Origin of the sequence: Cellulomonas soli, from assembly GCF_013409305.1 — a bacterium.
Lineage (GTDB): Bacteria > Actinomycetota > Actinomycetes > Actinomycetales > Cellulomonadaceae > Cellulomonas > Cellulomonas soli.
On record NZ_JACBZJ010000001.1, the window covers coordinates 1,641,687 to 1,661,480 of the forward strand.

Consider the following 19,794-nt stretch of genomic DNA (forward strand, 5'->3'; position numbering starts at 1 on the left):
GCATGACTCGGCCTCCCACGGATTCCCACCGCTGTCACAGACGCCCGCCACACGCCCCCCGGTGGGGCCCGCCGCAGCCCTCCGACCAGGGGCTCAGTCCTCCAGGCGGTCGACCAGGGCCGCTGCGATCCCCGTGTACGTCGCCGGCGTCAGGGCGCGCAGGCGGTCCGCGACGTCCTCCGGCAGACCCAGCCCGCCGATGAACTCGCGCATGTCGTCCGCGGTCAGCCGGCGCCCCCGGGTCAGCTCCTTCAGGCGCTCGTACGGGTTCTCCATGCCGGTGACGCCCGCGACGGCCGCGGCACGCATCGCCGACTGGACGGGCTCGCCGAGCACCTCCCAGTTCTCGTCGAGCTCGCGCGCCAGCATCGCCGCGTCCACGTCGAGCGCCTGAAGACCGCGACGCACGTTGTCGATCGCGAGCATCGAGTGACCGAAGGCCGGGCCGATGTTGCGCTGCGTCGTGGAATCCGTCAGGTCACGCTGCAGGCGGCTCGTCACGAGCGTGGCCGACAACGTGTCGAGAAGCGCGCACGAGAGCTCGAGGTTCGCCTCGGCGTTCTCGAAACGGATCGGGTTCACCTTGTGCGGCATGGTCGACGAACCCGTCGCACCCGCCACCGGGATCTGGATGAACACCCCGCGCGAGATGTACGTCCACACGTCGGTCGCCAGGTTGTGCAGGATGCGGTTGTAGCGCGCGACGTCCGCGTACAGCTCGGCCTGCCAGTCGTGCGACTCGATCTGCGTGGTCAGCGGGTTCCAGGTCAGGCCCAGGTGCTCGACGAACGTGCGCGAGACGGTCGGCCAGTCGGCGCCCGGAACGGCGACCACGTGCGCGCCGAACGTGCCGGTCGCCCCGTTGATCTTGCCGAGGAACTCGTCGCCCGCGATCCGCGCGAGCTGACGACGCAGCCGGTAGGCGAGCACCGCCAGCTCCTTGCCGAGCGTCGTCGGCGTGGCCGGCTGCCCGTGCGTCAGGGCGAGCATCGGCTGCTGCGCGTGCTCGTGCGCGAGCGCAGCGACCTGGTCGGCGAGCGCCGTGGCCGCGGGCAGCCACACCTCACGGACCGCACCGCGGACCATCAGCGCGTACGACAGGTTGTTGACGTCCTCGCTCGTGCACGCGAAGTGCACCAGCTCGCCCACGCCGGCCAGCACGGTGTCGGAGCCCAGGACGTCGGGCGCCGCGGCCAGACGCCGCTTGAGGAAGTACTCCACGGCCTTCACGTCGTGCACCGTGGTCCGCTCGATCTCGGCCAGCTCGGCGATCTCGTCCGGGCCGAACGTCGCGACGACCTCGCGCAGGTACGCGCGCTCCTCCTGCGACAGCACGGGGGCGCCCGGCACGACGTGGTGCGACGTCAGGTGGATGAGCCACTCGACCTCGACGTGCACGCGCATCCGGTTGAGCGCGGCCTCCGACAGGTGATCCACCAGCGGGGCGACGGCGGCGCGGTACCGGCCGTCCAGCGGCCCGAGGGCGATCGGCGGGAACACGTCGGCCAGGGGTACGCGCACGGGGGACGTCATGGCGCCCATCATCGCGCACGGGCGCCTGCCGGTCCGGTCGACGTCCGGCACGTCCTCGCGCGGCACGGTGCAGGGGAGGCGCCGGCGAGGTGCAGGTCACGGGCCGATCGGGTGTCGCCACCAGGGGCGTCCTCGTGGGTAGCCTGGCCGACCAGGTGCATGACCCGACGCCGGACGAGGCGAGGACCAGGCGAGGAGAGCCGTGACCAGCACGTCGGTGAGCGATCCTGCGCGTTCGGCGCCCTCCCGACCCGCCCCCGGCAGGCCGCTGCCGACGCGGGGCGGCGTGCCGGTGCTCGCCGCCCTGGTCGCCCTCGTGGTGCTCGCCGCCGGGCTGGCCGGCCCGTGGCGGATCGGGGTGCGGGACGTCGACGTGGAGATCCCGCGCGTGCAGATGACGGCCGGGACGCCGCCGCCGGTCGTGGAGGAGGACCCGCCGCCGCCCTCCGACCTCGGCGAACCGCCGGTGGGGATCGGCTGGATCACGGTCCTGGTGACCGTCATGGCAGCGCTCCTGCTCGTCTACCTGCTGCTGCGGGTCGCGCGTCGGCTGAGGCAGTCGGACCGCACCGCCGACGAGGAGGACGACGAGCTCGACGCCGGGGAGCTCGTCGACGTCCCCGAGCTCGATGCGCCCGCCCTGCGCGAGGCCGTGCAGCAGGCCGGCCGCGAGCTCGTGGACGACGTCCCGCCCGGAGACGCGGTCATCGCCGCCTGGATGACGCTCGAGCAGGCCGCCGCCCGGGTCGGTGTGGTCCGTGACCCGGCGCAGACGGCCGGCGAGCTCACGGTCCAGGTGCTCGACGCGACCCGGGCCGACCCGCTCGCGGTCCGGGAGCTCCTCGCGCTGTACCTGGCCGCCCGGTACGGGTCGCACCCGGTGACCACCGGCGACGTCGAACGAGCACGGGACGCCCTCGCGCTGCTCGCCGACGGCCTGCAGGAACGTGCCGCGTCATCCTCCGAGGCACCGGCCGAGCCCGTCGCCGGGGAGTCGTCGTGACCGCCCGGGCCGTGGTGCGCGCGTGCGTGCGCCCGCTCCTGGTCGGCGCCGTGGTCGCCGGCGCCGCGGCGGCCTTCGGGCTCAAGGGCGGCTCGGCGCTCGTCGTCGGCGTCCTGGGCGCGTTGGCCGTGGTCGCGGCCGCCCGCGTCGACGCCCGGCCGGACCTGGCCCCCGAGCGGGTTCCGGCGCCCCCTCGCACCGGCGCCCGCGGGGACGTGCAGGACCTCGCCTGGTCGATGGTCGGCAGGGACGGACGGATCGGCGAACGGCCGCTGCGCGCCCTGCGGGCCGCCGCAACGACCCGGATCGCACGGCACGGCCTGCGTCTGACCGCGCCCGAGGACGCCGCCGCCGTCCGGGCCCTGCTCGGGGAGCGCGCGTACCGCACCCTGACCTGGACCGTCTCGCCGCTGCCCCCCGTGCGGGACGTGCGGCACGCGCTCGACGTGCTCGAACGGCTCGACCCGCCGCGCACCACTGCTGCCATCACCAGCGCCACCACCAGCGAGAGGTCCACCCGATGACGCCGACCGGCCCGACGACCGACACCTCAGGACGAGCGGACGTGGCGACGGACGACGCGTCCGCGACCGAGCCCACGCCCGCGCCCGCGATCACGGCGGCCGAGCTGCCCTCGGCGCTGCCCGTCGCCGAGGTCGCCGCGCTCGGGCACGCCGTGCTCGACGAGGTCGGCACGGTCGTCGTCGGCATGCGCGAGCCGCTCGAGGTCGCGCTCGCGGCCGTCCTGGCCGGCGGGCACGTGCTGTTCGAGGACGTGCCCGGGCTCGGCAAGACGCTCGCCGCACGCAGCCTGGCGCACGCGCTCGGCCTGGACTTCCGGCGCGTGCAGTGCACGCCCGACCTGCTGCCGTCCGACCTGACCGGCTCGAGCGTGTTCGACCCGGCCACCGCGACGTTCGCGTTCCGGCCCGGCCCGGTGTTCACCGGGCTGCTGCTCGCCGACGAGATCAACCGCACCGCCCCGAAGACCCAGTCCGCGCTGCTCGAGGCGATGGCCGAGCGGCAGGTGACCGTCGACGGCCGCACCTACCGGCTGGAACGGCCGTTCCACGTGGTCGCGACGTCCAACCCCGTCGAGTACGAGGGCACGTACCCGCTGCCCGAGGCGCAGCTCGACCGGTTCATGGTGCGCCTGGCCGTCGGCTACCCGGAGCACGCGGCCGAGGTCGACGTGCTCAGCCGCCGGCTGTCCCGCCGGCAGGAGCAGGCGGACGTGCAGCAGGTCGTGGACGCGGCGACGCTGCTGGCGATGCAGGCGGGCGTCGAGGCCGTCGCGGTCGACGATGACGTCCTCGCGTACTGCGTGGACCTGGCCGCGGCGACCCGCGCCCACGCATCGGTCGAGGTCGGTGCGTCTCCGCGCGGGTCGCAGGCGCTCGTGCTGGTGGCGCGCGCGCTCGCCGTGCTGCGGGGGCGGGACTTCGTGACGCCGGACGACGTCAAGGCGGTCGGGGTCGCGGCGCTCGCGCACCGGTTGTCGCTGAACCCGCAGGCGTGGGCGACCGGGCTCGCACCGCAGCGGGTGGTGGCCGAGGTGCTGCGCGCCGTCCCCGGGCCGACGACGGCGCGCGCCGCGCGGTGACCGCTCCGGGCACGGCCTTGCCGGGAGTCGCGGTGGTCGAGGGGTGGGCGCGCACGCGCGCCTCGGACGCCGCCGTGCTCGTCGGCGCGGTGCTGCTCGTCGTCGGTGCGCTGACCGGCCGGCCCGACGTGGCGGTGCTCGGGGCCGCGCCGGTGGTCGCCGGGTTCTGGGAGCGTGCCCGACGTCCGCGTGGTGTCGTGCGGCTCGAGCTGACCGACGCCGAGCAGCAGGACCCGGACGTGCAGGAGGCGGGGTCGGCCGGCACGGTGCACGCCACGGTGCGGCTGCGCGTGCCGGAGGGTGCGGCCGCGGCGGTGCTGCGCGTGCGCCGCGGGGCACGCCAGGTCGACGAGGTCCTCGTGCTCGCCGAGGGCGGGCGTGACCTGCCGCTCGTGGTGCGCACGGTGCGGACCGGGCCGCAGGAGATCGCGACCGTCGACGCCCAGGGTGTCGGCGTGGGCGCCGCGACCGTGTCCGAGCCGACCGGCCCGGTGTCCCGGGCGACGCTCGTGCTCCCCGTCCCCGGACCGCTGCGCGACCTCCCGCTTCCGCAGCGCCTGCGCGGTCTGACCGGTGCGCACGAGTCGCGTCGGCCCGGCGAGGGCGGCGGGCTGCGCGACGTGCACCCGTACGTCACGGGCGACCGGCTGCGCCGCATCGACTGGCGGGTCACCGCACGCCGCGCGCCCGACCTGCACGAGCTCTACGTCCGACGGGAGCACGCGCTCGCGGAGGCGGTCGTGCTGCTGGTCGTCGACTCCCGGGACGACGTCGGGCCCGACCCCCGCACGTGGCGCGGCGAGGAGCGCCCGCTGCCGCAGGACCCGACGTCGCTGGACCTGGCGCGCACGGCCGCCGCGTCGCTCGCGCAGGGCTACCTCGGCCTGGGTGACCGGGTCGGGCTCGACGACCTGGGGGTGCGCCGGCGTCCGTTGCCGCCGGGGGGCGGACGACGTCAGCTCGAACGCATCCGGCACGCGTTGGCGGTCACGCACCCGGCGGGCGAGCCGACCGTGCGCGTGCGGGCGCCGCAGGTGCCGTCGGGGGCGCTCGTCGTGGTGTTCTCGACGTTCCTCGACGACGAGGCCGCGGCCGCAGCCGGTCACTGGCGAAGGTCCGGTCACCGGGTGCTCGCGGTCGACGTGCTGCCGACCGTGCGCCGTCGTGGGCTGGACGATCGTGAGCTGCTCGCGACGCGGCTGGTCCTGCTCGCCCGGGAGGACCGGCTGGCGGGCCTGGCCGACCTGGACGTCGAGGTCGTGACCTGGCGGGACGCCCCCGCCGTCGCCCTGGCCGGGCTCGCTCGCCGTGGCAGGCGCAGGCCCGGCGCGGGGGTGCCGGCATGAGCCGCGCGAGCGCCTGGCTGCGGGGACGTGACCGTCCGGACCGGGACGTCGAGCTGCGGACGGGGGCGACCGTCCCCGGGCTGGTGCTCCGGCTCGCCGCAGGGGTCTGGGCGACCCTTGCGCTGGTCGTGGCGTGGTCGTCGCCCGGCCCGCACGTGAACCCGGCGCTGGTCGTGCTGCTCGCCGTGCTCGTCGGCGCGCTGGTGGCGCGACCCGCCGAGGGGACGGGTGGGGTCCTCGTGCTCGCCGTGGGGCTGCGGGTGGCCGTCGGCGACCCGTTGACGTGGCCCGCGGTGGCGGCGCTCGTGCTGCTCGTGCACCTGCTGCTGGCCACCGTCGCGCACGCGGCGCGTGCGGGGTGGCGCACCCGGGTGGAGCTCGCGGTGCTCGCTGTCGGCCGGCGTGAGGTGGTTCTCGTGCAGGTCGGCGCGCAGGTGCTTGCCGCGCTCGCGGTCGCGCTGCTGCACGACGGACCTGGGCTCGGTGACCTGGTCCGGGTCGGGGCGCTCGGGCTGGCCGGTGCCGTGCTGGTCGTGGTGCTGCCGCGGCGGGACGACTCGTCGGGTCAGGACCACGACCGGGACTGACGCTCGGGCCACCCACAGCCCCGCTCGGCGCGTGACCCGTACCGGGTCGACGCCGGGCGAGCCGGTGGCGCGGGGTCCGCTGCCTAGCGTCGGACCATGGCTCACGAACGGCTGGAACCCGCGGTCCAGCGTGCACTCGAGGACGTCGGCACGGCGCTCCGGCAGGCACGCCGCGCCCAGGCGGTGCGCTGGCAGGCGCACGCGGCCGAGGCCTACCGGGCGGACCTCGGCGACGCGCTCGGCCGGCTCACCGTGCTGCGCGGGGCCGTCGAGTCCGCCGTGCGGCCCGTTCGTCTGCTCGACGACGCGGCCGCGCGCCCCGCGGGGCTCGGCGGTACGACGGCCGGGTCCTCGACGGGACTCCTGGCAGGCCACGCCGCCGCAGGGGTGTGCGGTGGTTGACGTCGCCCCCGGCTACACGGTGCTCGGCGGCCGGGGCCCGACGACCGCCGAGATCGAGGACCTGACCGCCGCCGCAGCCTTGCTCCGGCTCGCCGTGGCGCGCCTGGAGGACGCGGCCGCCGACCTGCACCGGGTGCGGGGGGTGACCGGGGTCGCGCTGCTCACCGGGCAGTCCGAGGCGCGTGCGGCGCACGTCGCGGTCGCGGCCGCCATCGACGGCGCCGCAGGGCCCGACGCGCTCGCCGACGACCTGCGACGGCTCGCCGACGGCCTCACCCGTGCCGCCACGGTCTACGTCGACGCCGAGGACGGCGTGCAGCGCACCGTGCGGGTCCTCGCGTCGGGCGTCGGCTGGTGGATCGGCGAGCACCCCGGCCCGGCACTCGTGCTCGCCCTCGGAGGGGCGGTCGCGGTCGGAGGGGTCGCGCTCGTCGGGGCCTCGGCGACCGGTCTGGCCCGCGAGGCGGCCACCGGCGGCGGTCCGCTGACCACGGTGCTCGGGCTGGCCGCCCAGCGCGGCTCCGCGGTGTTCACCGAGGTCGGGGGCACGCAGGCGCTCGTGGCGATGTTCGCGAACGCCGCCCGCGCGCTGCCGCCCGGGACCCAGGTGCCCACCCTCGCCCCCGTGCCCTCGGCGGCCGGCACGCTGCTCGGGGTCCTGCCGCAGCCCGGGACGGCCACGGTCAGCGCACGCTCCGACCCGCCGCAGCTGCCCGTCCCGCAGGACACGGCCGGCGTGCTCGCCAACGTCGCCCGCAGCTACGCCCCGCACGCGGGCGGCACCGGCCTGCCCGGCACCTCGGAGGCGACGATCTCCGTGCAGCGGCTCGACCACCCCGACGGCACACGCTCGTGGGTCGTGGAGATCCCCGGCACGCAGGACGGCGGGGTCGCCGGCGAGGTGCCCACCGACATGTCCACGAACCTGCAGCTCATGGCCCAGGCCCCGGACGACATGACGGCCGCCGTGGTCCAGGCGATGCACGACGCGGGGATCGGCGCCGACGAGCCGGTGCTCCTCGCCGGGCACAGCCAGGGCGGGATGGTCGCGATGAACGTCGCCTCGGCCGCGGCCGGCACGTTCGCGGTGAAGGCCGTCGTCACCGCCGGCTCGCCCGACCTGCCCGGGCCCCCGCCGCCCGGCGTGCAGGTGCTGGCGATCCGGCACACCGCCGATGCCGTCCCGCAGACCGACGGCACGCCCGACCACGGCACCGCGATGCTCACGGTCGTCACCCGCGACCTGGACGTGACCGGCCAGCCGGGTGCCGTCTCGACCATCGAGGCGCACGACGTGCGGCGCTACGTCGACACCGCCGGGACGCTGCCCGATGCCGTCGGCGACGACCCGGGCTACCAGCGCTTCCTGGCTGTCGCCGAGCCGCTGCTGGGGGAGGAGGGGACGACGGCGGTCACCACGCAGTACGAGGTCAGCCGTGCGGGCGGGGGCTCATGAGGACGACCCCGAGGCCGGCGGCGCAGCGGCGCTCAGACGCGGTCGCGCTCACCGACCAGCGCGGAGAGCACCAGGCTCACGATCGAGATCAGCAGGGCACCCAGCACGGCCGTCCCGAAGTTGTCGATCCGCAGGCCCCACGAGGTCTGCTCGGTGATCCACGCGGTCAGCATCAGCATGAGCGCGTTGACCACCAGCGTGAACAGGCCCAGCGTCAGGATGTAGAGCGGGAGCGAGAGCAGGGCCACGATCGGCTTGACGATCGCGTTGATGATGCCGAACACCAGCCCGATCAGCAGCACGATCCCCACGGTGTTCCACCCGCCGGACGAGCCGACGATCTCCAGCCCGGGCACGATCAGCGTCGCGAACCAGATCGCGATGCCGTTGACGATGACGCGGACGACGAATCCCATGGCCCGATCCTGCCATCCGTCACCCGGCGCCAGGCCGGTTCGGGTCATCGGTCCGGGTCCGGCACGGTGGCATGCTGTCCCGGTGACGCGCGTCCCCCTCCGCAAGGCCCTCGCCGACCTCCCGCCGTACGTCCCCGGCGCGCGTGCACCGATCGGTGCGGCCGCGTACAAGCTGTCCTCGAACGAGAACCCGTACCCGCCGCTGCCCGCCGTCGTGGCCGCGCTCGCGGACGCCGCGATGGACGTCAACCGGTACCCCGACATGTACGCGACCGAGCTGACGGCGGCCATCGCCGGATCGCTCGGGGTCGGGGCCGAGTCGGTCGTCACGGGCAACGGGTCGGTCGCGGTGCTCGCGCACGTCCTGGCCGCGGTGTGCGAGCCGGGCGACGAGGTCGTCCTGCCATGGAGGTCGTTCGAGGCGTACCCGATCGCGGTCACGCTCGCCGGCGCCGTCGGTGTCCCGGTGCCGCTCGCCGCGGGCGGGCGGCTCGACCTCGAGGCGCTCGCGGCGGCCGTGACCCCGCGCACCCGTGTCGTGCTGGTCTGCACGCCGAACAACCCGACGGGTCCTGCGGTGCACGCCGACGAGCTCGCCACGTTCCTCGATGCCGTCCCCTCGGACGTGCTGGTGGTGCTCGACGAGGCGTACGTGGAGTTCGTCCGTGACCCGCAGGCCGCCGACGGTCTCGCCGCGTTCGCCGCGCACCCGAACGTCGTCGTGCTGCGCACGTTCTCCAAGGCGTACGGCCTGGCCGGCCTGCGCGTCGGCTACGCGGTCGCGCGGCCCCGGCTCGCGGCGGGCATCCGCGCGGCCTCGACCCCGTTCGGTGTGAGCTCGCTCGCCCAGCATGCGGCGATCGTGTCGCTGCGGTCCGTCGGCGAGCTGATGGCGCGCGTCGACGCGATCGTCGTCGAGCGCGACCGGATGCTCGGCGGCCTGCGTGCGCAGGGCTGGGACGTGCCGGACAGCCAGGCCAACTTCGTGTGGCTGCCGCTCGGGGACCAGGCGTCGTCGTTCGCGGCGGCGGCAGGCAGGGCCGGGGTTCTGGTCCGCCCGTTCGCCGGGGACGGCGTGCGTGTGAGCGTCGGGGAGCCCGAGGCGACCGACCTGCTGCTCGAGTTCGCCTCGACCGCGCGCCACTGACCACGGGCCGGTAACCGAGCGCCGCTGAACGACCCGCTGAATGATCCGCAGCGCCCCTCGGCGGGGGTAGGCATCGGGCGTCCGCACGCCTTGGAGGGATCGCACAAGGCCCTCGCGGAACCCTTGTCGGGGGCCTGGCCGTGAAACCTACGGTCCCGTAGCCTACGCTGACGTAGGTTCGAGCCTCCTGGCCGTCCGACCCCCCGTACCGGCGCGGCGTACCCCGCCGCCGCACGTGAAGGAGAACCACGTGAGCCCGACCGGCCCGCTGACCGACGACGGCCTCGTCCGCCTGCTGACCCACACCGGCGAACGGGTCTCGCACCCCGAGTACGACCGGTACGTCGACCACCTCGACGACCACGCGCTGCTCGGCCTGCTGCGCGACATGGTCATCGTCCGACGGTTCGACACCGAGGCCACGAGCCTGCAGCGTCAGGGCGAGCTCGCCCTGTTCGCGCAGGGCCTGGGCCAGGAGGCCGCGCAGGTCGGCTCCGGCCGCGCGCTGGCCCCACAGGACCACGTCTTCCCGTCGTACCGCGAGCACGGCGTCGCGCACGTGCGGGGCGTCGACCTGACCGACGTGCTGCGGCTCTTCCGTGGCGTCGACCACGGCGGCTGGGACTCGGCGGCGCACCGGTTCCACCTGTACACGCTGGTCATCGGCTCGCACACGCTGCACGCGACCGGCTACGCGATGGGCGTCCAGCGTGACGGCGACGTCGGCACCGGCGACCCGACCCGCGACACCGCCGTCATCACGTACTTCGGCGACGGCGCGACCTCGCAGGGCGACGTGAACGAGGCGCTGGTGTTCGCCGCGGTGAACAACGCACCCGTCGTGCTCTTCTGCCAGAACAACCAGTGGGCGATCTCCGAGCCGACGACCCGGCAGGCGCGGGTGCCGCTGGCCGACCGCGGCCCGGGCTTCGGCGTCCCGTCGGTCCGTGTCGACGGCAACGACGTGCTGGCCACCTACGCGGTCACGACGCAGGCGCTCGAGCGGGCGCGCAGCGGCGGCGGCCCGACGTTCATCGAAGCGTTCACCTATCGGATGGGCGCGCACACCACGTCGGACGACCCCTCGCGCTACCGCTCGTCGGCCGAGGAGGAGTACTGGCGCCAGCGCGACCCGATCGACCGGCTGGGCACCTACCTGCAGCTGCGGGGCGCGGTCACGCCCGAATTCCTCGCCGGCCTGGAGGCCGAGGGGGAGGCGCTCGGCGAGCACATCCGCGCGACCGTGCGCACGATGGGACGGCCGAGCACCGCGTCGATGTTCGAGCACGTCTACGCCACGCCGCACTCGGTCGTCGAGAGCGAGCGGGCCTGGTTCGAGCGGTACGAGGCCTCGTTCCTCGACGCGGGCGAGGGGAGCCACCGATGACCACCACCACCGAGACGCCCAACGCGCAGCCGGCCGCGGCGCGCAAGGCGACCGAGAAGACGCTGACCGGCGTGCAGAAGCTGCCGATGGCCAAGGCCATCAACCTGGGCCTGCGCCGGGCGCTCGAGCGCGACGCGAAGACCCTGCTCATGGGTGAGGACATCGGCCAGCTCGGCGGTGTCTTCCGGGTGACCGACGGCCTGCAGCGGGACTTCGGCGCGGACCGCGTCGTCGACACCCCGCTCGCCGAGTCCGGCATCGTCGGCACGGCGATCGGCCTGGCGCTGCGCGGGTACCGCCCGGTGCTCGAGATCCAGTTCGACGGGTTCATCTTCCCGGCGTTCGACCAGATCACCACGCAGCTGTCGAAGATGCACTACCGCTCGCGCGGTCGGCTGACCCTGCCGGTCGTCATCCGGGTGCCGTTCGGCGGCGGGATCGGCGCGGTCGAGCACCACTCGGAGTCGCCCGAGGTGCTGTTCGCGCACACCGCCGGCCTGCGCGTGGTCAGCCCGTCGACGCCCGCCGAGGCGTTCACGATGATCCAGCAGGCCATCGCCTCGCCGGATCCCGTGCTGTTCTTCGAGCCGAAGGGTCGGTACTGGGAGAAGGGCGAGGTCGACCTCGACGCACCGCTCGCCGACCCGCACACCCCGGACGGTCTCGGCCTGGACAAGGCCCGGGTGGTCCGCTCGGGCACCGACGTGACGCTCGTCGCGCACGGGCCGACGGTCGCGACCGCGCTCAAGGCCGCCGAAGCCGCCGCGACGGACGGCACGAGCGTCGAGGTCGTCGACCTGCGCACGCTCTCGCCCCTGGACACCGCGACGATCGCCGAGTCGGTGCGCCGCACGCGCCGGTGCATCGTGATCCACGAGGCGCCCGTGCTGTACGGCACCGGTGCCGAGGTGGCCGCGCGGATCACCGAGGAGTGCTTCTTCCACCTGGAGGCGCCCGTGCTGCGCGTCGGCGGGTTCCACATGCCGTACCCCGTCGCGAAGCTCGAGCACGAGTACCTGCCGGGGCTGGACCGGGTGCTCGACGCGATCGACCGTTCGCTCGCGTTCTGACCCACCCCCAGCACCGCAACCGACGCCCCGATCCCTGACCACGACCCGCGCGCGCACCACCGCCCGGACGAGGAGAAGCCCGTGCCGACGTTCCAGCAGTTCCCGCTCCCCGATGCCGGCGAGGGCCTGACCGAGGCCGAGATCGTCGAGTGGCACGTCGCGGTCGGGCAGACCGTCACGGTCAACCAGACGATCGTCGAGATCGAGACGGCGAAGTCGCTGGTCGAGCTGCCGAGCCCGTGGACCGGCGTCGTCACCCGGATCCTCGTCGAGTCGGGCACGACGGTCGACGTCGGCACCCCGATCATCGAGATCGACACCGACCCGCACGGCGAGCCCGCCGCGCTGCCGCCGGCGCCGGCCGCTGGGGCGATCGCGCGTGGCCACCACGGTGGCGAGGTCATCCATGCGGGGGTCGAGCCGGGTGGCGCGGACGAGATCGCCGCCGCCCGCGCTGCCGCCGGACCCGATGCGGCAGCCGCCGGGGCGGAACGCCAGGCGGTGCTCGTCGGCTACGGGCTCGCCGAGCAGGACGGACCCCGTCGCCGTCGCACCCCGCAGGACGCCGCACCCGAGAGCGTCCCGGCACCGGCCGCGCCCGCGACGACCGCCGCCGCGCCGGCACCCTCGGCCGCACAGGCGGTCGTCACCGTGCCCGCCGCGACCCGGCACGCGCTGGCCAAGCCGCCCGTGCGCAAGCTCGCCCGCGACATGGGCGTCGACCTCGACTCGGTGAGCCCGACCGGCCCCGGCGGGATCGTCACCCGTGAGGACGTGCTCGCCCAGGCCGCGCAGTCTGAGGCCCGCACCCTGGCCACCTACCCGGGCGACGTCGACCCGTGGTTGGCCTCGGGCATCGTCTCCTCCGACGGCCGGCAGACCCGGGTCCCGGTGAAGTCGGTGCGCAAGCGCACGGCCGAGGCGATGGTCGCCAGCGCGTTCACCGCCCCGCACGTCACGGTGTTCCACACGGTCGACGTCACGCGCACCATGAAGCTCGTCGAGAAGCTGCGTGCCGACCGCGAGTTCGCCGACGTGCGTGTCACTCCGCTGCTTGTCGCCGCCAAGGCCCTGCTGCTGGCCGTGCGCCGGCACCCGGAGATCAACGCGACGTGGGACGAGGCCCGTCAGGAGATCGTCTACAAGCACTACGTGAACCTGGGCATCGCGGCGGCCACCCCCCGGGGGTTGGTCGTCCCGAACATCAAGGATGCGCACCGGCTCGGCATGAAGGACCTGGCGCTGGCGCTCATGGACCTGACGTCGACGGCGCGTGCCGGCAAGACCTCGCCGACGGACATGTCCGACGGGACGATCACCATCACGAACGTCGGAGTCTTCGGCATCGACACCGGCACGCCGATCCTCAACCCGGGGGAGGCGGCGATCCTCGCGTTCGGCGCCATCCGCGAGCAGCCGTGGGTGCACAAGGGCAAGATCAAGCCGCGCCAGGTCACGCAGCTCGCACTGAGCTTCGACCACCGTCTCGTGGACGGCGGGCTGGGCTCCCGGGTGCTGGCGGACGTGGCCGCGGTGCTGGCCGACCCGGCGCACGGGCTCGTCTGGGGTTGAGCCCCTCTCGCTGACGGCGCGCGATACCGTGAGGGTCGCGCGCGCGGGTGACCGATGAGGTGTCGCTCGATCGCCCGACCGTCAGGACACACATGCTCTGGTACAGCGTCGCGATCCTCGTGCTGGCGCTCGTGAGCCCGCTGACGCGCAGGTCGGTGCAGGGTCGCCGGATCCTGTTCGTCGGGTACGCGCTCGTCGTCGGAGCCGCGCTAGTCCGCGAGGACGGCACCGCCTGGCGTGCCTTCCTCGCCGTCCTCCTGGTGGTGGTCGGGGTCCTCGGCGGCTACGACCTCGCGCGCGTCCGCCCGCCAACCGCCTCGCTCCCGGCGACCGGCCCACGATCGTGACGAACTCGACCTGGGTGGAGCTCCTGCGGGGCGGCGACACAACCGTCCCATGACGCATCACCGCGCCGCGCCGCCGGCGTCGTTCTGGGAGGGCCCGTGTGCCTGCCCGTGATCGCGCTGCGCACCCCCATGCCCGACGCTCGACCGAAGGACTGAGCCGTGCCCGATCGACCTGAGATCGTCTGCATCTGCGGCTCGACCCGGTTCGTGGACGAGATGCGTGCGGCGAACCGTGATCTGACGTTCGCCGGTGTCATCGTCGTTGCGCCAGGCGAAGCAGACGCGGTGATCACCACCGGGCAGAAGGCCGCGCTGGACGTCCTCCACCTGCGCAAGATCGACCTGGCCGACCGGGTCCTGGTCGTCAACCCAGGTGGGTATGTCGGCGAGTCCACGAGCAGGGAGATCGCCTATGCCCGTGCCGCGGGCAAGCCGATCTCGTTCACCGATCCCGTCTGACCACGGCCTAGGTGAACGTCTCGATGTCCTCGCCGGTGAGCAGCAGGTCGCCGACCTGGATGTTCGAGGCGATCCGCGCGGGCTTCTGCGACGTGGGCAGGGCGACGCGGCCGCGCTGCAGGTGCCAGGCGAGGTCAGGTCGGTGCCCTGCCCGAGCGGGCTGTACGCCTCGACGACCAGGCCGTGCGCGCGGCTCAGCGCGTCGAGCTCGGCCTGCTGGTAGGTGGGGTGCACCTCGATCTGGTGCACGGCGGGCACGACCTCGGCGACCCTCTGTGCCGGGCGCACTCCGCGCGGCTACCCCGCGAGCGAGCGCCGCCGCCGACGGCGCAGAATGTACGCGGTGCCCGCCGCGCCCGCGGCGAGGAGACCCATCCCGATGACCATGGCGGTCGGTGGGCCCTGCCTGTCCGGGGTCACGGCGATGCCGGCGCCACCGACGGCGTGATCCTTGCCGAGGGACTCCTCGTTCAACTCCTGGGCGGCCTGCGCGCCCTGGGTGCGACGCGCTGCGATGACGGACTGCGCCTCCGCGAGGTTCACCGGCCCCGCGAACTCCGTCTGGCCGGACGCAGGTAGAGGGGTGAGCGTGTCTCCGTCGAGCCGGTAGTACGCGTCGATCGTGCCGTCCTCGACGATGACGACGCGCGAGCCCACCTGCAGCGATGTGGCGAGGACGGTGTCACCCGTGTACCCGGCGAGTTCGGCGGGTCCGCCTTGCGGCTTCCACACGCGGATCGTGCCTGCAGGCCGGCCGTCGCTCAGCAGCGCAGCGATCCACTCCTCGGTCGGCTCGACGGCTGCCTCCGTGGCTTCACCGTGCGTGAAGGCGTCGGTGAAGCCGTAGACCTGGTGGGCGGGGCCGGAGGTGAGCCTCCCTGAGAGGTCGGGGACCGACGCCCCGATGCTGTTGAGCGCTCTGCTGTTGCTCGCGGCGTCGGCAGCCTGTTGCTGGGTTTCCGCGGCGGCGTCTTGCACCTGGTCGATGGCCGCCCCGCTGAGCAGGGCGGCGACATCCTGCGGCACATCGGGCGACGGCATCGCCGCCGACGCAGCCGTCGCCGCGAGGGTGACCCCGCTCAGAATCGCGACTCCGACGGCGACCGCACGACGGGCGGAGATCCTGCTGAACATGGCGTGCCCCCTTCAGGCGAGGGTAGCGAGGGGCCACTCGTGATCGGACCCGTCCGAGTGCAGGCGTGTCGATGACCACGACGTGAGCCACGCGACTGGCAGCCACGAGGCAAGCCTAGGATCGTGACGAACTCGACCTGGGTGGAGGCGGGACGCATGGCAGGGCATCGGATCTTCACCACGAGCTTCGCCAGCATCTACCCGCTGTACGTGCAGAAGGCGGAGCGCAAGAACCGCACGCAGGACGAGGTCGACCGCGTCCTCACCTGGCTCACGGGCTACGACGACGCCGCCATGCAGCAGGCGATCGCCGACGAGGTCGACCTGGAGACGTTCTTCGCGCAGGCACCGGGGCTCAACCCGAACGCGTCGCTCATCACCGGCGTGATCTGCGGGTACCGGGTCGAGGAGATCGAGGACCCGCTCATGCAGCAGATCCGGTACATGGACAAGCTGGTCGACGAGCTGGCGCGCGGCAAGAAGATGGCGAGCATCCTGCGGGGCAGCGACACGTCCGTCGACTAGCGCGCACCACCGGCCACCGCTGCGTTGTCGCACGTCAGGAGTACCGTCCGGGCCTGTCAGGCATCAGTGCTCGAGCCGGAGGCGTCGATGAGGATCAGCCCGCAGGTCTACGTGAAGGGCAGCATCGAGGCCGTTGCGGTCTACTGCGAGGCGTTCGGAGCGACTCGGGTCCTCGAGATCCTGGACGACGCCGGGCAGGCCTACGTCCACTGCCAGCTCACGCGCGACGACGAGCTCTTCCTCGCCGTGAGCGAGGCGCCCCCCGAGTGCGACACGAGCCCCCGGACCACCTGGCAGCGCATGGCCTTCAACGTGTTCGACGTCGGCGACGAGCAGGCCGTGCGGCACGCCGTCGCCGTGCTGGGTGACGGCGGCACCGTGATCGACGAGCCCGGGCCCTGCGACTGGAACCCGTTCTGCGCGAACGTGGTCGACCGGTTCGGCGTGTTCTGGTGGGTCGCGTCCTAGTTGAACGTCTCGATGTCCTCGCCGGTGCGCAGGCCGGCCTCGAGGCCGTCGATCGCGGTGAGCTCGTCGCCGGTGAGCAGCAGGTCGCCGACCTGGATGTTCGAGGCGATCCGCGCGGGCTTCTGCGACGTGGGCAGGGCGACGCGGCCGCGCTGCAGGTGCCAGGCGAGGATCACGTGCGCGGCCTCGACGCCGTGCGCGGCGGCGATGCCGGCGACGACCGGCGAGGTCAGGTCGGTGCCCTGACCGAGCGGGCTGTACGCCTCGACGACCAGGCCGTGCGCGCGGCTCAGCGCGTCGAGCTCGGCCTGCTGGTAGGTGGGGTGCACCTCGATCTGGTGCACGGCAGGCACGACCTCGGCGACCTTGAGCAGCCGGTCCAGGTACGGGAACTTGAAGTTCGAGACGCCGATGGCCCGGACGGCACCGTCGGCGTACAGCTTCTCGAACGCACGCCACGTCTCCGCCCAGAGCATGCGCTGCGGTGCGGGGAAGTGGATGAGGTAGAGGTCGACCTGGTCCACACCGAGGCGCCGGCGGCTCTCCTCGAAGGTGCGCAGCGCCTGCTCGTAGCCCTGGTCGGAGTTCCACAGCTTGGTGGTGACGAACACGCGCTCGCGGCCGACCGCCCGGATCGCCGCGCCGACGCCCTCCTCGTTGCCGTAGGCCTGCGCGGTGTCGACGTGCCGGTAGCCCGAGGCGACGGCGTGCTCGACCTGCGCCTGCACCTCGTCCACGGGGACGCGGAACACGCCGTAGCCGAGCTGGGGGATGGTGACCCCGTTGTTGAGGACGAGGTCACGGGCGTCGACGGTCATGGGCGCCAGCGTAGCGATCGTGTGAGCGCTCACACGATCGAACCGTCGAGTCGCGCACCGCGCTGTGCGGGCCGCAGGACGAGCTCTCACGCTACATAGGTAGGATCACACCATGGGTGCCTACCTCCGCGCGACGCCAGCGCTGCTGGACGTGGTGGCGGTGCTGCGCGACACGTGGCCGGGGGAGACCTGGGGCCTGGCGGTGTGCGAGGCCAGCGGGCGCCCGACGGGGACCGTCTACCCGCTGCTGGAGCGACTCGAACGGCACGGCCTGCTCTCCTCACGCTGGGAAGCGGACGACGTGGCGAGGCGCGGTCCCCGGCGGCGTCTTTACCGGCTGACCGGCACCGGGACGGCGTGGGCGGGTTCGAAGCTGAACGGGCGGAGGCAGGGCTGATGGCGAGAACGGGTCGAGACGCCGCGAGCGTGGTCGAGCGCGCGGTGCGGGTGCTGCCGGCGGACCAGCGAGAGCGCTACGCCGAGGAATGGCGCCACGACGTTGGCGCGGCACCCGACCCGGTGGCCGCTCGGCTTGTGGCGCGGGCCGCGCGGGCCATGGCGAGGCGACTGCGCCGTCGTCGACTGAGCCTGATCCTGCTGGGTCAGCGGGGGTTCGCCGCCTTCCTGGTGAGCTGGCTTGCGGTCCTGGGACTGCTCGCCGTCTCGTCCCTCGTCGGCGCACTGGGTCTGGTGGTCGCCGGGGTGCTGCTCGTCGTCGTGGTGCGCGGCCTGCTCGACGCAGGTGCCGGGGGGCGCACCGTCAAGGGCTGGGCCGTCGGCTCGCTCGTCGTCGGCGTCGGGGCCTTCGGTTACCTGGTGTGGGCCTGGTCCGTGGGCTTCGACGCCGTCGATGCCGGACGGTCGACCCCGGCGGCGGCCGAGCACGGCACGCTCGCAGGGGTCGTGCTCCTGCTGAGCATCCCGTGCTTCATCGCCGCCGTGGTCGCGAGCCTCCGGGCAGCGCCTCGCGGATAGGGGGACGTGGGGTGTGTGCGCCCCCACGTCCCCGGACCGCCCCTCAGGCCTGCAGGGTTGCGCCCCGGCTGGCGATGACGTCGCGGTACCAGCCGAACGACTTCTTGCGGTACCGCTCGAGCGTGCCCGTTCCGTCGTCGTCGCGGTCGACGTAGATGAACCCGTACCGCTTGGACAGCTGGGCGGTGCTGGCGCTGACCAGGTCGATGCAGCCCCAGGGGGTGAAGCCCATGACGTCGACGCCGTCGGCGATGGCCTCGCCGACCTGCACGAGGTGGTCGTTGAGGTAGGCGATGCGGTAGTCGTCGACCACGGTCTTCTGCCCGTCGACCTCGACGAGCTGGTCCTTGGCGCCCAGGCCGTTCTCGACGATGAACAGCGGCTTCTGCCAGCGGTCCCAGAACGTGTTGAGCACGTACCGCAGCCCGACGGGGTCGATCTGCCAGCCCCACTCGGAGGCCTGCAGGGTCGGGTTCTTCACGCCGGGGAAGATGTTCCCCTCGCCGGTCACGCGCTTGGTCGGGTCGGTGGTCTCGCAGATGCTCACGTAGTAGCTGAACGACACGAAGTCGACCGTGTGCTCCTTGAGCAGCGCGCGGTCCTCGTCGGTGATGGTCAGCTCGACACCGGCCTCGCGCAGGTGCCGCAGGTAGTAGCCGGGGTACTCGCCGCGCACGTGGATGTCACCGAACGCCAGGTTGCTGCGGTCGGTGGTGAGCGCGGCCATCACGTCGTCCGGGTCCGGCGTGAGCGGGTAGGTCGGCATGGCCAGGACCATGCAGCCGATCTGCGCCGACGGTGCGAGCTCGCGGGCGATCTTCGTGGCCAGCGCGCTCGCGACGAGCTCGTGGTGCACGGCCTGGTACAGGTCGGACTGCGAGAGCTGGTCCTTGGGGGTGTTGATGCCGCCCGACATGAACGGGGCGTGCAGCACCGAGTTGATCTCGTTGAACGTCAGCCAGTACGTCACGCGGTGCCCATACCGGGAGAACAGCGTCCGCACGTACCGCTCGTAGAAGCCGATCAGGTCCCGGTTGACCCAGCCGTCGTACCGCTCGGCCAGGTGCAGCGGCGTCTCGTAATGGGAGATCGTCACGAGCGGCTCGATGCCGTGCTTCTCGAGCTCGTCGAGCACCCGGTCGTAGAACGCCAGGCCCTCCTCGTTCGGCTCGGCCTCGTCACCCAGGGGGAAGATCCGGCTCCACGCGATCGAGAAGCGGAAGGTCTTGAAGCCCATCTCGGCGAACAGCGCGATGTCCTCGGCGTACCGGTGGTAGAAGTCGATCGCCACCTGCTTGAGGTTGTCGTCGGTCGGACCCTCGGTGCGCGGCGTCATGAGGCCCTTCGGCATGACGTCCTGGATCGACAGGCCCTTGCCACCCTCGGCGTAGGCGCCCTCGATCTGGTTGGCGGCGGTGGCCCCACCCCACAGGAAGCCCTCGGGGAACGGGGCGACGGTGCTGCTCATGGCTGCTCTCTCCTTCGTCCGGAGGTGCCGTGCTCCGGGGAACGTGCCCCGGAAAAGCAGAAAGACCCAGACCGCCCC

General features: G+C 73.4%; 22 protein-coding genes. 17 read left to right on the forward strand and 5 right to left on the reverse strand.

Annotation, left to right across the window (positions count from 1 at the left end; translation table 11 throughout):
• Positions 1-93: 93 nt before the first annotated feature.
• The gene (gene purB, locus BKA22_RS07625; protein WP_146954611.1) at positions 94-1,533 is read right to left on the reverse strand and encodes an adenylosuccinate lyase; all 1,440 of its coding nucleotides are present in this window, start codon (positions 1,531-1,533) and stop codon (positions 94-96) included.
• Between the two features lie 202 nt (positions 1,534-1,735).
• Here purB and BKA22_RS20310 point away from each other — a divergent pair, with 202 nt between their 5' ends.
• The 7 genes from BKA22_RS20310 to BKA22_RS07660 all read left to right on the forward strand — a co-directional run bounded on the left by BKA22_RS20310 (position 1,736) and on the right by BKA22_RS07660 (position 7,930).
• Complete coding sequence (locus tag BKA22_RS20310) at positions 1,736-2,536, forward strand: DUF4129 domain-containing protein (RefSeq protein ID WP_146954610.1); 801 nt, start codon at positions 1,736-1,738, stop codon at positions 2,534-2,536.
• Entirely contained in the window at positions 2,533-3,060 is a 528-nt protein-coding gene (locus BKA22_RS07635) for a hypothetical protein (protein WP_146954609.1), read from the forward strand. The genes BKA22_RS20310 and BKA22_RS07635 overlap by 4 nt, the downstream gene beginning before the upstream one ends.
• Complete coding sequence (locus BKA22_RS07640; protein WP_146954608.1) at positions 3,057-4,139, forward strand: AAA family ATPase; 1,083 nt, start codon at positions 3,057-3,059, stop codon at positions 4,137-4,139. Before BKA22_RS07635 ends, BKA22_RS07640 begins: the two co-directional genes overlap by 4 nt.
• Positions 4,140-4,171: 32 nt before the next feature.
• Positions 4,172-5,485, forward strand: a complete 1,314-nt coding sequence (locus BKA22_RS07645; protein ID WP_146954607.1) for a DUF58 domain-containing protein — start codon at positions 4,172-4,174, stop codon at positions 5,483-5,485.
• Entirely contained in the window at positions 5,482-6,072 is a 591-nt protein-coding gene (locus tag BKA22_RS07650) for a hypothetical protein (protein ID WP_146954606.1), read from the forward strand. The genes BKA22_RS07645 and BKA22_RS07650 overlap by 4 nt, the downstream gene beginning before the upstream one ends.
• A gap of 96 nt (positions 6,073-6,168) precedes the next feature.
• Positions 6,169-6,474, forward strand: a complete 306-nt coding sequence (locus BKA22_RS07655; RefSeq protein ID WP_146954605.1) for a hypothetical protein — start codon at positions 6,169-6,171, stop codon at positions 6,472-6,474.
• Positions 6,467-7,930, forward strand: a complete 1,464-nt coding sequence (locus tag BKA22_RS07660; protein ID WP_146954604.1) for a lipase family protein — start codon at positions 6,467-6,469, stop codon at positions 7,928-7,930. The genes BKA22_RS07655 and BKA22_RS07660 overlap by 8 nt, the downstream gene beginning before the upstream one ends.
• A 32-nt stretch (positions 7,931-7,962) precedes the next feature.
• Here BKA22_RS07660 and BKA22_RS07665 read toward each other — a convergent pair whose 3' ends face one another.
• The gene (locus BKA22_RS07665; RefSeq protein ID WP_146954603.1) at positions 7,963-8,346 is read right to left on the reverse strand and encodes a phage holin family protein; all 384 of its coding nucleotides are present in this window, start codon (positions 8,344-8,346) and stop codon (positions 7,963-7,965) included.
• A gap of 82 nt (positions 8,347-8,428) precedes the next feature.
• Between BKA22_RS07665 and hisC the strand changes: the two genes are divergently transcribed.
• The 6 genes from hisC (at position 8,429) to BKA22_RS07695 (ending at position 14,328) form a co-directional block, all read left to right on the forward strand.
• A complete protein-coding gene (gene hisC, locus BKA22_RS07670) occupies positions 8,429-9,493 on the forward strand; it encodes a histidinol-phosphate transaminase (RefSeq protein ID WP_146954602.1) in 1,065 nt (354 codons plus the stop codon).
• A 250-nt stretch (positions 9,494-9,743) separates the two neighbouring features.
• A complete protein-coding gene (gene pdhA / locus BKA22_RS07675; protein ID WP_223203742.1) occupies positions 9,744-10,880 on the forward strand; it encodes a pyruvate dehydrogenase (acetyl-transferring) E1 component subunit alpha in 1,137 nt (378 codons plus the stop codon).
• Entirely contained in the window at positions 10,877-11,950 is a 1,074-nt protein-coding gene (locus BKA22_RS07680; protein ID WP_146954600.1) for an alpha-ketoacid dehydrogenase subunit beta, read from the forward strand. Before pdhA ends, BKA22_RS07680 begins: the two co-directional genes overlap by 4 nt.
• 81 nt (positions 11,951-12,031) lie before the next feature.
• Entirely contained in the window at positions 12,032-13,522 is a 1,491-nt protein-coding gene (locus BKA22_RS07685; RefSeq protein ID WP_146954599.1) for a dihydrolipoamide acetyltransferase family protein, read from the forward strand.
• A 92-nt stretch (positions 13,523-13,614) separates the two neighbouring features.
• Complete coding sequence (locus BKA22_RS07690; protein ID WP_146954598.1) at positions 13,615-13,869, forward strand: hypothetical protein; 255 nt, start codon at positions 13,615-13,617, stop codon at positions 13,867-13,869.
• Positions 13,870-14,028: 159 nt separating this feature from the next.
• A complete protein-coding gene (locus tag BKA22_RS07695) occupies positions 14,029-14,328 on the forward strand; it encodes a hypothetical protein (RefSeq protein WP_146954597.1) in 300 nt (99 codons plus the stop codon).
• Positions 14,329-14,625: 297 nt separating this feature from the next.
• Here the strand turns inward: BKA22_RS07695 and BKA22_RS07700 are convergent, their stop codons facing one another.
• Positions 14,626-15,462, reverse strand: a complete 837-nt coding sequence (locus BKA22_RS07700) for a hypothetical protein (RefSeq protein ID WP_146954596.1) — start codon at positions 15,460-15,462, stop codon at positions 14,626-14,628.
• Positions 15,463-15,618: 156 nt separating this feature from the next.
• On the opposite strand from BKA22_RS07700, the gene BKA22_RS07705 reads away from it, so the two are divergent.
• Both BKA22_RS07705 and BKA22_RS07710 read left to right on the forward strand, forming a co-directional pair.
• The gene (locus BKA22_RS07705) at positions 15,619-15,987 is read left to right on the forward strand and encodes a DUF2200 domain-containing protein (RefSeq protein WP_146954651.1); all 369 of its coding nucleotides are present in this window, start codon (positions 15,619-15,621) and stop codon (positions 15,985-15,987) included.
• A gap of 87 nt (positions 15,988-16,074) precedes the next feature.
• Positions 16,075-16,455, forward strand: a complete 381-nt coding sequence (locus BKA22_RS07710; RefSeq protein WP_146954595.1) for a VOC family protein — start codon at positions 16,075-16,077, stop codon at positions 16,453-16,455.
• Here the strand turns inward: BKA22_RS07710 and BKA22_RS07715 are convergent.
• A complete protein-coding gene (locus BKA22_RS07715) occupies positions 16,452-17,273 on the reverse strand; it encodes an aldo/keto reductase (RefSeq protein WP_146954594.1) in 822 nt (273 codons plus the stop codon). The two genes, BKA22_RS07710 and BKA22_RS07715, sit on opposite strands and share 4 nt — an antisense overlap.
• 112 nt (positions 17,274-17,385) lie before the next feature.
• Here BKA22_RS07715 and BKA22_RS07720 point away from each other — a divergent pair, with 112 nt between their 5' ends.
• Together BKA22_RS07720 and BKA22_RS07725 are read left to right on the forward strand one after the other, a co-directional pair.
• Complete coding sequence (locus BKA22_RS07720) at positions 17,386-17,670, forward strand: PadR family transcriptional regulator (RefSeq protein WP_146954593.1); 285 nt, start codon at positions 17,386-17,388, stop codon at positions 17,668-17,670.
• Positions 17,670-18,248, forward strand: coding sequence for a hypothetical protein (locus tag BKA22_RS07725; protein WP_146954592.1), 579 nt, complete (start codon positions 17,670-17,672; stop codon positions 18,246-18,248). Before BKA22_RS07720 ends, BKA22_RS07725 begins: the two co-directional genes overlap by 1 nt.
• Before the next feature lie 43 nt (positions 18,249-18,291).
• Here the strand turns inward: BKA22_RS07725 and BKA22_RS07730 are convergent, their stop codons facing one another.
• Positions 18,292-19,716 (reverse strand): glycoside hydrolase family 1 protein, encoded by a 1,425-nt coding sequence (locus tag BKA22_RS07730; RefSeq protein ID WP_146954591.1) that lies wholly within the window; start codon positions 19,714-19,716, stop codon positions 18,292-18,294.
• Positions 19,717-19,794 lie beyond the last annotated feature (78 nt).